This window comes from Vibrio sp. MMG023 (assembly GCF_021654215.1).
In the GTDB taxonomy this organism is placed as follows: domain Bacteria; phylum Pseudomonadota; class Gammaproteobacteria; order Enterobacterales; family Vibrionaceae; genus Vibrio; species Vibrio jasicida.
Window position 1 is genome coordinate 20,814 of record NZ_JAKFZP010000008.1, and the last position, 14,186, is coordinate 34,999.

Sequence of the window (14,186 nt, forward strand, 5' to 3'; positions counted from 1 at the left end):
AAGGCCCTCAAATGAGGACCTTTCATCAATCAAATAATCAAACCGAATCGCAGAAATAGAACGAGTTCGCCTGAGTTATTTTCAAAGAAAGCGAATTTACACAGAGAACTATGCGTAAACTGGTAGACGCTTACAGATCTCTAGAACTTTCTGTTTCGTTGCTTCGATAACTTCCTCGTTGCCGATGTTATCTAGAACGTCACACATCCAGTTTGCTAGCTCTTTCGCGTCTTCAGTAGTGAAGCCACGACGAGTAATTGCTGGCGTACCTACACGAATACCAGACGTAACGAATGGGCTGCGTGGGTCGTTTGGTACAGAGTTCTTGTTTACTGTGATATTTGCTGCACCTAGTGCCGCATCTGCATCTTTACCAGTAATATCTTTGTCGATTAGGTCAACAAGGAACAGGTGGTTCTCAGTACCGTTAGAAACGATCTTGTAGCCACGCTCTTGGAATTGACCAACCATTGCCTTCGCGTTTTTCACGACGTTAGCTTGGTAAGCTTTGAATTCAGGTTCCATCGCTTCTTTGAACGCTACTGCTTTACCAGCGATAACGTGCATTAGAGGGCCACCTTGACCGCCAGGGAATACTGCTGAGTTCAGCTTCTTGTACAGCTCTTCACCTTCGTTAGAAAGGATAAGACCGCCACGAGGACCCGCTAGCGTTTTGTGCGTAGTCGTTGTTACTACGTGAGCGTGTGGAACTGGTGTTGGGTACTCGCCTGCTGCGATTAGACCAGCAACGTGCGCCATGTCTACGAATAGGTAAGCGTCAACTTTGTCTGCGATTTCACGCATGCGCTTCCAATCAACGATTTGTGAGTAAGCAGAGAAGCCACCAATGATCATCTTAGGCTTGTGCTCAAGCGCTAGCTGTTCCATCTCGTCGTAGTTGATTTGGCCTGCTTCGTCGATACCGTAAGGAATCACGTTGTAGTGCTTACCAGAGAAGTTTACTGGTGAACCGTGAGTTAGGTGACCACCGTGCGCTAGGCTCATACCTAGAACTGTGTCGCCTGGGTTTAGAAGCGCCATGTAAACTGCGCTGTTTGCTTGAGAACCTGAGTGAGGCTGTACATTCGCGTACTCACAACCAAACAGTTGGCATGCACGATCGATAGCTAGTGCTTCAGCTTTATCTACGTACTCACAACCGCCGTAGTAACGCTTACCTGGGTAGCCTTCAGCGTATTTGTTCGTTAGCTGAGAACCTTGCGCTTCCATTACACGTGGGCTTGTGTAGTTTTCAGAAGCGATAAGTTCAATGTGTTCTTCCTGGCGAAGTGTTTCTTCCTGGATAGCTGCGAACAGTTCCGCATCGTAATCTGCGATGTTCATATCACGCTTAAGCATCTGTATCTCCTGACTCAGATTGGTACTGAAAGTTGCAAAAAAACCGACTAAATGACCTAACGCAAACGTTTTCGTCACCGTAATGGCGCGCATTCTACATAATTTGATCTAGGTCATAAAGAGAAATTTACAATTTTTCTCATGCAGTTTTTTCATGATGACAAGTAAGGATTATCATGACGATGTTGCAATCGTTCAACCATGATCCACTGACTGTCAAATTTGTGCTTTACACCCTGTAAAACAACAATTACATAGGTTTACCGCAAATTTTACCCTCTAGCTACCGAAAAGATCATCTTTTTACTACTATGCATGCCCGATTTATCATCAACGACTGCATATTAGATGGAAAAACACTCAAGAAAAGAAGACTGGATGGCCATTCTTACAGGTACCTTTTTGGTAGCTCAAGGCGTTTTCTTTCTCCAATCCGCGAACCTCTTAACGGGAGGCACCACTGGATTGGCTCTGTTTATTAGCCAATTTACACCTTTTACGTTTGGTGTGCTGTACTTTTTAGCCAACTGTCCTTTTTACTTGCTGGCTTGGAAACGCTTTGGCCGTCATTTTGCGATTAATAGTGCAATTTCTGGCGCTTTGGTTTCTATCTTTGCGGACAACCTGTATTTGCTGATTTCACTTGAATCGATTAACGAGGTTTATTGTGCGGTAGCCGGTGGCTTACTGATGGGTTTAGGTATGCTGATCTTATTCCGTCATCGTTCAAGCTTGGGTGGCTTCAACGTACTGTGCTTATTCATTCAAGACAAGTTTGGCATTTCTGTTGGCAAATCGCAGATGGCGATTGACGCTTGCATCTTATTTGCGTCTTTCTTCTTCGTCACGCCTTGGGTTATCGGCCTATCGATTCTTGGTGCATTCGCACTGAACCTAGTGCTTGCGATGAACCACAAACCACATCGCTATTCTGTGAGCTACGGTTCATAACCTTTCTGTGATAATTGGAGCGCAATTTATAAGATTTTGCGCTCCAATGACTATATAATACTTCGCCATTTCCTAATCACTCATGATGGTATGCGCGACTTCCTACAACGAGCCAAACAAACCAACAGTCAGATTGTTATTGGCGAGCTGATCTACAACCCAGAGACTCAAACCCTTCACAAACAAGCGGTCGTTATCGATCTTGAGCCGCGTAGCATCGAGTTATTAGAACTGTTGCTCACCAGTGTTGGCCACCCGCTGTCTGCAGAAACTATCATAGAGACTATTTGGCAAAGTAAGTTTATCTCAAAGAACGTACTTACCAATCGAATCAGTACACTTCGGGCCTTGCTACAAGAGCACTTACCAGAGCATGATGCCGCCAAACTATTGGTGACCTACCCGCGTAAAGGTTACTTTTTCAACCCAGCCAACATTCAGTTAATACCACCAGCGAGAGCCGACAAACGTAAAGCGAAGGTGGCAAACCCACAAAAAACGACTTCGTCATTGAAACGGCCTATCGCCTACTGCCTTTGTGCTTTGCTAGCTGCCTCTTGCGTGATACTTTCCGTTGTTGTCTGGCAACAGCAAGGAGTCTCCACTCAGCAAACTCGTAACCAACTGCTGATTCCAAAAGTGGAGCTACTGCTTAACCGTGTTGACGCCTTAGGTGCAGAGGCAAGGGAATACCGCACCATGGTGAAAGCGATATTATTGCAACAACAAGTTGAGTACCCATATACAGATATTGCTAACCAAGATGCTCCGAGCTACTTTCTCGATCCAATCAACGAGACGCCTTATTTCCCCGGCGCCCGCAACATGCAGACCAGTGATTATCAGCTCAACATCGAACTCAAAGACAGTCCGACAGAGGGCATGATAAAAGCGCAGATGAACCTGATTTACCCAGCGACGGGAAAATTAGCGTTTCGAAATCAGTACGTCCTGCGTATCGACCACCTGCAATCAGACTTATTCCGCTTACACAGCGACATTGCTCAGTACTTCAATCTGCCGGAACCTTCAAAAAGCACTTGGCACTTTACTGACACACACGAAAAGATGTTGCTCGACGAGCAGTTTTCCAACGCACCAATTGAGTACATGGACGAGTTCACTGCTATCACCATCGCTCGTCATCTTGCGTTGTACGAACAAGATAAAACCAAGCTAGAGGAATACCTCACTCAGGCTCAATCGGAATTTGATGTCCTCCCCGACGAGCTGAGTTTGTGGCTTGGTATCTTGCACTACAAGTTAGGTAACCTCGATAAAGCCAAAACGTTACTGACGACACCAGTTGGCGACTCACGAATTCAAAACGCCTTGGTGTACACCTTCGTTTCTCATATCGCTTACAAGCAGAATAAGCTCGACCAATTCCGTCTCAATTACATGGAGTCTTTGGTGGCTCTGCTACGCGTCATGCCTTCTGAAGAATTATTCAGTCGCTTGTCACAACCAGAATCAAAAGAGACCTGTTTACAACCTTGGACAAAACTGCGTGTCAGCATTAAAGAGAAAGAAATTGTGATGCGTTGGAAGGCGCTAATCGAAGAATACTGCACGAATATCGACGCTGAAATTACTCCAGATAAAACAAAGACCTAAATATGAAATTAAGCTTTCATTAAACTCTGTTAGCTTTTGTTTTTTGCCCTTTTTCTGCCACAAAACTTAGCATGGCGGCATTCAAATAACGGCTCGATTTATCAGCCTTTACCAACTAGGAATGTAAACTCATGCTTAAAAAAATGACGCTTATCGCAGCAGCTACAATCGCACTTTACGGCTGTGGCGGCGGCTCTTCTTCCGGCTCATCAAGCGGCAATAAAGGCCCACAAAATAGCATCGATTACCCGATCCAAAACTCATCTTTTTCCCCAGTAGTAACAACAAAACTGAACTACGCCATTTCTGCAGACGGGCAACAAGTGGGCTCGGTGCTGATGAATTTTGATCCAATGAGCAGCCAAGAACTTCTTGACGCTTTAACTCTGATCCCACAATCAGCTCCAGTGCAACAAGTTATCCATGACTTAGTCAACAACGGTATCACTCAGTTTTACCTATCACAGCAAGTGGAAGAGAGCGGCGAAGAAGAGAAGTCGATTTACTTTGCCGGTACGGATGGCGCACTGCATGAAATCACGGACACCTATCTCGTTGATCATCGCTTTATCGTACCCATCATGAACAGCAGCCCAGTATTTCGCTTGGAAGGTTCGACAGTTAAGGAGAAAGATCCGAACATTGATATCAGCGTAAACACGGTCTCAGTCATTTTAGATCTAAATGGTGAACAAGTGGCAAACCTACTGAATGATTTTGATGATCACCAATGGGTAAAAACTTTGCCAAATGAGGCAAACTGTAAAGCGGGCTGGAGCCAACAAATCACCGAAACAGGCGCACGCAAAACTTTCAAAGTGTCTGGTAAATCAATTGAAGCCGCCTACCTAACCGAAACGAATACTTATAACCTAAGATGTGACGAGATGGACTCAATGGAGTTTGAAACATCCGCAGAGCGCTGGTTCAACCCTGCACTAGGGTTGATTGAACAAGTTGAACTGTTGAAAGCAGAACAGACTCAAATCAGTGAAGAGAAAGCGACACTGAGCAAGATCGAGAAAGCATAAGCCGCAGTCTTATCTCATAGAAAAAAGGCTTTGGGGAGCACTCCAAAGCCTTTTTTTAGGATCGAAATCCTTAGGGGTATTTTTTATTGGCCTTTAAGATTCAATCAGCAAGATGCGTGTTTCGTAAGGACGTAGAACTTGATGATTGGAAGCAATCGCGCTGGTCGCATTCTGATAGTTGGAAAGCAGATTCTTGGCTTTGCTCATATCAAAGCGCTCTGGTAACACACACTCCACTTCTTCGCCGTAGTAATTGTTAATACACAACAACGTTTGCTTGTCGTTCTGGCGAGCGTAAGCAAAAATACGTTTGTGCTCTGGCAGCAAGTCCTCGTAACGACCATCAGTGATTACTTGAACCTGTTTACGCAGTTCAATCAAGCGCTTGTAGAAGTAGAACACCGAGTTCAAATCGGCAATTGCGGCTTCCGCATTGATCTCACAATAGTTCTGAGCCACCTCTAGCCACGGCGTGCCTTCAGTAAAACCCGCATGTTTCGCGCTGTTCCATTGCATTGGGGTACGTGAATTATCACGCGACTTCTGCGCCAAAATCGCCATCATGTCGTCGTGAGATACGCCATCGCGATTGATCATGATGTCGTACATGTTCGTGCTTTCAACATCACGATATTGGCTGATTTCGGTGTAGCCTGGGTTGGTCATGCCGATCTCTTCACCTTGATAAACATAAGGCGTGCCTTGCATCATGTGTACCGATGCCGCAAGCATTTTGGCAGATTCAACACGGTATTGTTCGTCGTTACCTAATCGGCTCACAACACGTGGTTGGTCGTGGTTACACCAAAATAGTGCGCCCCACCCTTTGCCATTTAAGCCGGTTTGCCAATGGTTGAAGATCTGTTTCAGTTGGATGAAATCAAACAGCGCTTTCGTCCACTTATCACCATTCGGGTAATCAACTTTCAAGTGGTGGAAGTTGAACACCATCGACAGCTCTTTGCCATCTTGCGCTGAATACTGCTGACAATGCTCTAGCGTGGTGGAAGACATTTCACCCACCGTCACGCTGCCGTACTTTTGGAACACGGCTTCGCTGATCTCTTGAAGGTATTCATGCACGCGAGGACCATCCGTGTAGAAACGGCGACCATCACCAATATCGTCACTTGGGAAATCTTGCTGCTTGGAAATCAGGTTGATAACGTCAAGACGGAAACCATCGACACCTTTCTCTGCCCAGAAGCTGATGACTTCTTTCACTTCTTCACGCACTACCGGGTTTTCCCAGTTTAAGTCCGCTTGCTCTTTAGCAAAAAGGTGCAAATAGTACTGACCCGTTTTTTCATCCAGCGCCCAAGCGTTGCCACCAAACTTAGATTGCCAGTTGTTTGGCTCTGCGCTATCAACAGGATCTTTCCAGATGTAGTAATCACGGTAAGGGCTGTTTTTGTCACCCAGTGCCGATTGAAACCACTTGTGTTCTGTCGAAGTATGGTTGACCACGATATCCATGATGATTCGAATACCCAGTTGGTGAGCCTCAGCCAACAGGGTATCGAAATCTTGCATGGTGCCGAAATCTGGGTTGATCGCATAGTAATCAGAAATGTCATAACCGTTGTCGATCATTGGCGATTGATAAACCGGCGTCAGCCAAATCGCATCCACACCAAGGTGTTTTAGATAATCCAGTTTAGAAATGATCCCTTTAATATCGCCCGTGCCTTTACTTCCACTGTCACAAAAGCTTTTTGGGTAAATTTGGTAGATGGTTGCGGTTTTCCACCAGCTCTCATCATGCTTGGTCATTGCCATTTCTAACGCTCACTTACCATTAAACGGAAACTTAAAAATCTTAAAAAATAGAGGAGATAAACGAGGCAGCCAAATCGCTGCCTCGGTTTGAATTACGCGTTAGCGGTTTCTAACTCGCCTTTCACCTGTGCGCGCTTATACAACACAAGCGTCAGCGCTACTGGGACCACAATCGCCACCAACATCGCCAGAGCAAAAACACCCCAGAACTGTGGTTGGATAGACAAGATACCCGGTAAGCCGCCCACACCAATACCATTCGCCATCACACCTGCGCTGCCACAGATAGCAGCGGCAATCGCACTGCCGATCATCGCGCTCAGCATTGGGAACTTGTACTTTAAGTTGATACCGTACATTGCAGGTTCTGTTACACCAAGATAAGCAGAGATAGCCGCAGGCACTGAGATATCGCGCTCGCCGTGTTTTTTGCTGATGATAATGATGCCGACTACCGCTGAAGCTTGAGCAATGTTTGATAGTGCAATCAATGGCCAGATTGGCGTACCGCCTAGCTCTTGCATCAGTTGAAGGTCAACCGCATTGGTAGTGTGATGAATACCCGTAATCACCAAAGGTGCGTATAGGAAGCCAAAGATGGTTGAACCAATCATCGCGAAGTCACCCGTCATGGCTGCTTTTGCTGCGAAAGCAACGCCGTCACCCAACATACGACCAAATGGACCAATAATAGAATGCGCAAGAATCACAGATACGATGATAGAGACAAACGGCACCACAACGAGGTAAAGATATGAAGGAATGATTCGCTTTAAATTAGTTTCTATGAATGCCAAGGCGACACCCGCTAACATGGCCGGAATCACTTGCGCTTGATACCCCACTTTCTCGATGGCGAATAAGCCAAAGTCCCACACTTCTGGCACTTGCTTACCAATCAGATAGGCGTTCATTAACTGTGGCGAAACCAGTGTCACACCTAATGTAATCCCCAAAATCGGAGTACCACCGAGTTTTTTGACTGTTGACCAACACACGCCAACCGGTAAGAAGAAGAAAATCGCCTCACCAATTAGCCATAAGAAAGAGTGTACCGTTGCCCAAAACTGGCTGATTTCCGTTAGCGTTTGACCATCAAACATCTTGATGTCGCCAATCACGTTACGGAAGCCAAGAATCAGACCACCAGTGATGATCGCCGGTAACAATGGCACAAAGATTTCTGCAAGGTGAGAAATACCACGCTCAACAATGTTCATGTTTTGACGAGCTGCGTTTTTTGATTCGTCTTTGCTCGCTTCACTTTTACCCGTCAGCTCGATCAGTACTTTGTAAACCTCATCAACTTCAGTACCAATCACCACTTGGAACTGACCTGCGTTAGTAAAGCAGCCTTTTACCATAGGTAATGCGTCTAATTGTTCAATATCGGCTTTGTCAGTGTCATTCAACACGAAACGCAAGCGAGTTAAACAGTGGCTTACACTGGCAATATTGTCCGATCCCCCGACCAGTTCAATAAGACGCTGTACATCTTGACGCGCAATCTTACTCATAACTTTGTCCACCCTGTATTGGATACATTCAATTCATCATTTTATTTTTATAATGGGAACATTCCCATTCGATGATTTTTATATTGCCACTCCGCATTCAAAAACAAAATGGGAACAGTCCCATTAATTGAGAACGATCACAGTATAATTTTAGAGCAAACCATCGAAAGGAGGATTATTAACGAACTGGCTGCTGGGTAAAGTGCATCACAGACTCATCACCATTTAATTGATTAATCAGCATGTTAGCGGCCTTTTCACCTGCGAGAGAGTAACCGGGGTCCACACTGAAAACATTTGGAAAAAGGAAGGAAAGTAGCTCATTGCCACCCACACCAGTAACCACGACATCTTCACGCCCTCTTTCTTGCAGGCGCTTAATCACCCCAAGAGCAATGGTATCACTGGCACAAACGATGGCTTGCGTGTCGGATTGAACGACTTGATCCACCAGATGATAAGCACTTTCATGGCTAAGCTTGCCGGTTTGAAAACAAGGTTCGATGCGCTTTTTCTCACACCAAGATTGGTAAGTCTTCAGGCGAGCAAGCCCCGTCGTACGGTCTTCTGGATCAACGCCGATATAAGCAATGCGAGAAATAGATTGTTGCTCGAGGTGTGACAACGCCATCTCAATAACGCCTTGGTTATCGTAATTAATAGAAGAGACTAGCTTGGTATCCATCGCGATCACGACAATGCGATTGCCCCACTCCGCTAACGCTTGCTCATCACACCCAGTAAAACCAAACACGATAATACCATCGACATTACGGCGTTTAAGTACGTTTAAATGTTCGTTGGTCTTTTCACGATCGAACTGACTTTCCATGATCACCACGTCATACCCTGCTGAATACAAAGCATTGAGCATAGTGCCGACGGCACGGTTTTCTGAAGGGGAATCCAAACGAGATATAATCACCCCGATCACTTTCTGGCTGCCCCCACGCATCGACTGTGCAGACTTAGAAGGTACATAACCAGATTCACGAATGATTCTTTCTACCTTCTCTCGCGTTTGCGGTTTCACCTTAGGATCATTGGTTAACACACGGCTTATTGTCGATTTACCAACACCTGCCAATTTCGCGATATCAAGAATAGTGAGTTTTTTGCTCATAAGTGATCAAACTAAAAGTTGGATTTAAATAAAAGGGAAGCAGCGGCTTCCCTTATCTCAATCAGTAATGAAGATTACTTGTTTAGGTATGCAGGAACGTCTGCAATGCTGTCGAGAACAACCGTAGCAATCGCTTCGCCTTGTTCGGTAACTGGTTTACCAGTGCGAACCAAAATCTTAGTACCAACACCAGCCGCTTCAGCCGCCATCAAGTCTTCGGCTTTATCACCAATCATCACTGACTTAGCCATGTCGATTTTCAAAAAATCACGAGCAGAGATGAACATGCCTGGTTTTGGCTTACGACAATCACAATCTTGTTTGTATTCGCCGATACCGTGTTCAGGATGGTGAGGACAGTAATAGATGCCATCAAACTCAACACCGTTGTCGGAAAAGTTCCAGTCCATCCATTGAGTCAAAGAAATGAAACGATCTTCGCTGAATTTACCACGTGCAATGCCTGATTGATTGGTCACAAGCACCAACAGGTAGCCTTTATCTTTCAGCGCTTTCGTCGCTTCAAAGACACCGTCAATGTACTCAAAATCATGTTCGTCATGAACGTAGCCATGGTCAACGTTGATCACGCCGTCACGATCGATAAAAACAGCAGGTTTTGCCAAAACGTATTTCTCTATTTACTCGGTTTCATCAGATTATTACATACCTTATAAGCACTCACACTATCTAATTGGTATGAGGAAGTGACAAAACAGTTGATTTGTCACCCGAGAATCGGTACATCTTGAATATCCCTCTTTTATATCCCGTTCCGCCGAACATCTTCTTGCTTTATTTCCTAACAAAACATCCATACTTTTAGACGTCTAGACGTAAAAATATCTATTGACTTACTACTGCTTAACCCATAGCATCAACTGAGAATTGAGATAGAGTTCAAAATTTACTCCTGTTAAAAGCCGTTTTTAACAGCGAAGTTCCCAGTATCTCTGTGCAGGTTGAAACATGATAGAAATTAAAAACGTCAATAAAGTGTTCTACCAAGGCAGTAAGGAAATTCTTGCCCTTAAGGACATTAATCTAGATATCGCGAAGGGCACCATCTTTGGTGTTATCGGCTCATCGGGCGCGGGTAAAAGTACTCTGATCCGTTGCGTGAATATGCTGGAAGCCCCAACATCAGGCTCCATCATTGTTGATGGCGTAGACCTGACCAAACTCAACAAGAAACAACTGGGAGAAACCCGCCGCAACATCGGGATGATCTTCCAACACTTTAACCTGCTATCGTCTCGCACCGTTTTTGATAATGTCGCACTCCCTCTTGAGTTAGCAGGCAAAGACAAATCGCAAATCACAACAAAAGTGACTGAGTTGCTTAAACTGGTTGGCCTTTCTGGCAAGCACGAAAGCTACCCAGCAAACCTAAGTGGCGGTCAAAAGCAGCGTGTGGCGATTGCACGTGCTCTGTCTTCTGATCCAAGTGTTTTGTTGTGTGACGAAGCGACCAGCGCACTCGACCCTGCAACGACGCAGTCAATCCTAGAACTTCTAAAAGAAATCAACCGCAAACTGGATATCACGATTCTGCTTATCACTCACGAAATGGAAGTGGTTAAGAGCATCTGCCACGAAGTGGCGATCATTGGTGATGGTGAACTTGTGGAAAAAGGCACCGTGGGTGAAATCTTCGCTCATCCGAAGACAGCTCTGGCACACGAGTTCATTCGCTCTACTTTGGATCTTTCTATTCCAGAAGATTACCAAGCTCGCTTACAAACTACGCGCGTAGAAAACAGCTACCCGTTGGTTCGCCTAGAATTTACTGGTGCAACCGTGGATGCCCCTCTGATGACGCAAATCGCTCGTAAGTACAACATCGACGTGAGCATCCTAAGTTCCGATCTGGACTACGCTGGCGGCGTGAAGTTCGGCATGATGGTCGCAGAACTGTTTGGTAGCGAAGAAGATGATAACGCAGCAATTGAATTCCTGCGTGAGCACAACGTGAAAGTAGAGGTACTTGGCTATGTCCTTTAATACGATTTCTGAATGGCTGAGCTTAAACAGCAACCTACTTTTGGGCGCAACGTGGGAAACCTTTTACATGGTGGCAGTTGCTGGCATCGTTGGTTTCGCGGTTGGCATCCCTCTTGGTGTGATTCTACACACCACTAAAAAAGGGGGCTTGCTTGAAAACACCAAGCTAAATGGCGTTCTTGGTGCGATAGTCAACATTGGCCGTTCAGTGCCTTTCCTAGTATTGATGGTTGCGATTATTCCAGTAACCAAGCTGCTTGTCGGTACGTTTATTGGTACAACGGCAGCGATTGTTCCACTCACGATTGGTGCAATCCCATTTGTGGCACGTCTGATCGAGGGTGCTTTACTGGAAGTACCGACAGGCCTAGTGGAAGCAGCTCAGTCTATGGGCGCAACCCCAACTCAAATCATCACAAAAGTTCTGCTTCCTGAAGCAATGCCGACTATTGTTAACTCAGTGACCATTACCCTAGTAACACTAGTAAGCTATTCAGCAATGGCGGGGACGGTAGGCGGCGGCGGTCTTGGTGACGTAGCCATCCGTTATGGCTTCCACCGTTATGATGTCGTTATCATGGCCGTGACAGTCGTGATGCTAATTGTGTTAGTACAAATTATTCAGTCTATCGGTGATGCAATCGTACGCCGTGTAGACCACAGATAAGAATTGAAAATACCAATTATAAGGAGATAAAGATGAAATTTAGCCTTAAGAGTCTTTTGACTGTAGCCACTGCCGCTTCTGCACTTGTTCTAGCAGGTTGTGGTGATAAAGAAGTCGACGCAAACAAAGTAAAAGTTGGCGTAATGGCGGGTGCAGAGGCTCAAGTTGCTGAAGTAGCAGCAAAAGTTGCGAAAGAGAAATACAACTTAGATGTTGAGTTGGTGACGTTCACTGATTACGTTACACCAAACGCTGCGCTAGATGATGGCTCAATCGACGCAAACGCGTTCCAACACAAGCCATACCTAGACCAGCAAGTAACTGACCGTGGCTACAAGCTAGTAACGGCTGGCAACTCTTTCGTATACCCAATTGCGGGTTACTCTAAGCAAGTTAAATCGGTTGATGAGATCGAAGATGGCGCTCGTATCGCGGTACCAAACGATCCAACAAACCTTGGTCGTTCTCTTCTACTTCTTGAGCAACAAGGTCTGATCGAACTGCGTGATGGCGTTGGTCTACAAGCAACAGTACGTGACATCGTTGGTAACCCAAAAAACATCACTATCGTGGAGCTAGATGCAGCACAACTTCCACGTTCTCTTGATGACGTAGCGATTTCTATCATCAACACGACTTACGCAAGCTCAATCGACCTAACACCTGAGCGTGACGGTATCTTCGTAGAAGACAAAGAGTCTCCATACGTAAACCTAATCGTTGCTCGTGAAGACAACGTGCAAGCAGCTAACGTACAAAACTTCGTTAAGGCATACCAAACAGATGAAGTTTACGAAGCAGCGAAAGACATCTTCAAAGGTGGCGTAGTTAAAGGTTGGTAATCCCCTCTTTCTACAACACTTGAAACTTAAAAAGGGCGCTCATCGGAGCGCCCTTTTTGCATTTGTTTTCATTGCGGTTTTATATCGTTAAAACAGCTGAATTTCGTCTTGCTCAACCTTCTTTTGCTCCTGTTCTGGCTGCGTATCCACTTGCGGATGTTTAAACACATAAGGCGCTAAAAATGCAGTAAAAGGGATAGTAAGCACAATGCCTACACTGCCCGCTAACGCATTCACCACGGCGAGTCCTACCAACGGCATATTCATAAACTGGCTCGCTGGCATGTTAAGCCCCCACACCATCATGATGGTCGTCAATGAGCCGCCAGCAAACGCCAAGATCAAGGTGTTAGTCATGGTTCCCATGATGTCTCGACCAATGTTCATCGATGCTCTAACCAACTGCTTTGGCTTGAGTTTCGGATCAGTTTGTTGCAACTCCGCGTATGCCGATGCAATCGAAATCGCAACGTCCATAACAGCGCCAAGCGCAGCAACGACAATCGTCACGAACATCAACCAGCGAATGCCCATCTTCACCGACGTTAGATAAATAACGTCTTCGCCTTTGTCGAGGTAAATGCCCGACAAGTGCGCCATTTCACCAAACCACTGCGCCATTACACCTGCGGCGATCACGCCCAATAACGTGCCGCCCATGGCACATAAACTCTTACGGTTATAGCCAGAGACGAGAATAAAGCTGACCACGATGATCACCACCATCAATAAGATGCTGACCAACATCGGATTCCAACCCGCAAAAATACTCGGCACCAACACGCCAACGATCAATGCAGCAGTGAAATAAAGAGCAACCATTGAGTTGATGCCCTCTTTCTTGCCAAAGCTCAGCAGCAGCGCGCAAAACAGCGCAAGCATCAAGTAAATCGCGTCTGACCGTTTGTGGTTATACGCCCAATAGACGGTGCCATTTGTGGTTTCACGGATCATCATGATGAAGGTATCGCCTTCACTGACATACACGTTGTGCTGGCGACTAAGAGGATTGGTGACTTCCACCTCTAAGCCTTCACTCTCTCCCTCAAGGATTTTTGCCATGAAGACTTGCTTACCTGTCATCACATCCGGCACGAGCGGATCTGGCGCAACATGGTTTGAGATCGAACGCGTGACGGTCGCTTCAACAAACTCTTGTTGCTGACGAGATTTAGGACGGAAATCTTCACTCCACGAAGAAGAAAACTGGAAGATAAGCGTGGAGATAAGGGTAATCAGTAGGGTGAAACCCCATCGGTTATAGATTCTTTTGATCATGAAGCACTCTTCTACATC

General features: G+C 45.7%; 12 protein-coding genes. 6 read left to right on the forward strand and 6 right to left on the reverse strand.

Going from position 1 to position 14,186, the window contains the following annotated elements; translation table 11 throughout:
* Nucleotides 1-108: 108 nt before the first annotated feature.
* Complete coding sequence (gene glyA, locus L1076_RS22490) at nucleotides 109-1,359, reverse strand: serine hydroxymethyltransferase (RefSeq protein ID WP_038865388.1); 1,251 nt, start codon at nucleotides 1,357-1,359, stop codon at nucleotides 109-111.
* 348 nt (nucleotides 1,360-1,707) lie between these two features.
* Between glyA and L1076_RS22495 the strand changes: the two genes are divergently transcribed.
* The 3 genes from L1076_RS22495 (at nucleotide 1,708) to L1076_RS22505 (ending at nucleotide 4,958) form a co-directional block, all read left to right on the forward strand.
* Nucleotides 1,708-2,310, forward strand: a complete 603-nt coding sequence (locus L1076_RS22495; RefSeq protein ID WP_237304511.1) for a YitT family protein — start codon at nucleotides 1,708-1,710, stop codon at nucleotides 2,308-2,310.
* Between the two features lie 90 nt (nucleotides 2,311-2,400).
* Nucleotides 2,401-3,927 (forward strand): winged helix-turn-helix domain-containing protein, encoded by a 1,527-nt coding sequence (locus tag L1076_RS22500; RefSeq protein ID WP_237304512.1) that lies wholly within the window; start codon nucleotides 2,401-2,403, stop codon nucleotides 3,925-3,927.
* 131 nt (nucleotides 3,928-4,058) lie between these two features.
* Nucleotides 4,059-4,958: a hypothetical protein gene (locus L1076_RS22505; protein WP_039973738.1), complete on the forward strand. Its 900-nt coding sequence runs from the start codon at nucleotides 4,059-4,061 to the stop codon at nucleotides 4,956-4,958.
* A gap of 93 nt (nucleotides 4,959-5,051) precedes the next feature.
* On the opposite strand, the gene treC is transcribed toward L1076_RS22505, so the two are convergent.
* The 4 genes from treC to gmhB all read right to left on the reverse strand — a co-directional run bounded on the left by treC (nucleotide 5,052) and on the right by gmhB (nucleotide 10,003).
* Complete coding sequence (treC, locus tag L1076_RS22510; RefSeq protein WP_237304513.1) at nucleotides 5,052-6,737, reverse strand: alpha,alpha-phosphotrehalase; 1,686 nt, start codon at nucleotides 6,735-6,737, stop codon at nucleotides 5,052-5,054.
* 92 nt (nucleotides 6,738-6,829) lie between these two features.
* Nucleotides 6,830-8,254 carry a PTS trehalose transporter subunit IIBC gene (gene treB / locus L1076_RS22515; protein WP_104037605.1) on the reverse strand — a complete coding sequence of 475 codons (1,425 nt, stop codon included), beginning with the start codon at nucleotides 8,252-8,254 and terminating at the stop codon, nucleotides 6,830-6,832.
* Nucleotides 8,255-8,432: 178 nt separating this feature from the next.
* On the reverse strand, nucleotides 8,433-9,377 hold the full coding sequence (gene treR / locus L1076_RS22520; RefSeq protein ID WP_237304514.1) for a trehalose operon repressor TreR: 945 nt from the start codon (nucleotides 9,375-9,377) through the stop codon (nucleotides 8,433-8,435).
* Between the two features lie 74 nt (nucleotides 9,378-9,451).
* On the reverse strand, nucleotides 9,452-10,003 hold the full coding sequence (gmhB, locus tag L1076_RS22525) for a D-glycero-beta-D-manno-heptose 1,7-bisphosphate 7-phosphatase (RefSeq protein ID WP_038865397.1): 552 nt from the start codon (nucleotides 10,001-10,003) through the stop codon (nucleotides 9,452-9,454).
* A gap of 343 nt (nucleotides 10,004-10,346) precedes the next feature.
* Between gmhB and metN the strand changes: the two genes are divergently transcribed.
* Genes metN through L1076_RS22540 form a run of 3 tightly spaced genes read left to right on the forward strand, consistent with a single transcriptional unit; the run spans nucleotide 10,347 to nucleotide 12,890 of the window.
* A complete protein-coding gene (metN, locus tag L1076_RS22530; RefSeq protein WP_237304515.1) occupies nucleotides 10,347-11,381 on the forward strand; it encodes a methionine ABC transporter ATP-binding protein MetN in 1,035 nt (344 codons plus the stop codon).
* Entirely contained in the window at nucleotides 11,371-12,048 is a 678-nt protein-coding gene (locus L1076_RS22535; protein WP_038865400.1) for a methionine ABC transporter permease, read from the forward strand. Before metN ends, L1076_RS22535 begins: the two co-directional genes overlap by 11 nt.
* A gap of 32 nt (nucleotides 12,049-12,080) precedes the next feature.
* Nucleotides 12,081-12,890, forward strand: coding sequence for a MetQ/NlpA family lipoprotein (locus L1076_RS22540; protein ID WP_038865401.1), 810 nt, complete (start codon nucleotides 12,081-12,083; stop codon nucleotides 12,888-12,890).
* A gap of 87 nt (nucleotides 12,891-12,977) precedes the next feature.
* Here the strand turns inward: L1076_RS22540 and L1076_RS22545 are convergent, their stop codons facing one another.
* Nucleotides 12,978-14,168 carry a YibE/F family protein gene (locus L1076_RS22545; protein ID WP_104028671.1) on the reverse strand — a complete coding sequence of 397 codons (1,191 nt, stop codon included), beginning with the start codon at nucleotides 14,166-14,168 and terminating at the stop codon, nucleotides 12,978-12,980.
* Nucleotides 14,169-14,186: the final 18 nt, after the last annotated feature.

Coding starts and splice junctions, on each gene's coding strand:
- treR (WP_237304514.1), bottom strand. CDS start 9,377: ATGAGCAAAAAACTCACTATTCTTGATATCGCGAAATTGGCAGGTGTT.
- L1076_RS22545 (WP_104028671.1), bottom strand. CDS start 14,168: ATGATCAAAAGAATCTATAACCGATGGGGTTTCACCCTACTGATTACC.
- treB (WP_104037605.1), bottom strand. CDS start 8,254: ATGAGTAAGATTGCGCGTCAAGATGTACAGCGTCTTATTGAACTGGTC.
- L1076_RS22540 (WP_038865401.1), top strand. CDS start 12,081: ATGAAATTTAGCCTTAAGAGTCTTTTGACTGTAGCCACTGCCGCTTCT.
- L1076_RS22500 (WP_237304512.1), top strand. CDS start 2,401: ATGCGCGACTTCCTACAACGAGCCAAACAAACCAACAGTCAGATTGTT.
- metN (WP_237304515.1), top strand. CDS start 10,347: ATGATAGAAATTAAAAACGTCAATAAAGTGTTCTACCAAGGCAGTAAG.
- treC (WP_237304513.1), bottom strand. CDS start 6,737: ATGGCAATGACCAAGCATGATGAGAGCTGGTGGAAAACCGCAACCATC.
- L1076_RS22505 (WP_039973738.1), top strand. CDS start 4,059: ATGCTTAAAAAAATGACGCTTATCGCAGCAGCTACAATCGCACTTTAC.
- L1076_RS22535 (WP_038865400.1), top strand. CDS start 11,371: ATGTCCTTTAATACGATTTCTGAATGGCTGAGCTTAAACAGCAACCTA.
- glyA (WP_038865388.1), bottom strand. CDS start 1,359: ATGCTTAAGCGTGATATGAACATCGCAGATTACGATGCGGAACTGTTC.
- L1076_RS22495 (WP_237304511.1), top strand. CDS start 1,708: ATGGAAAAACACTCAAGAAAAGAAGACTGGATGGCCATTCTTACAGGT.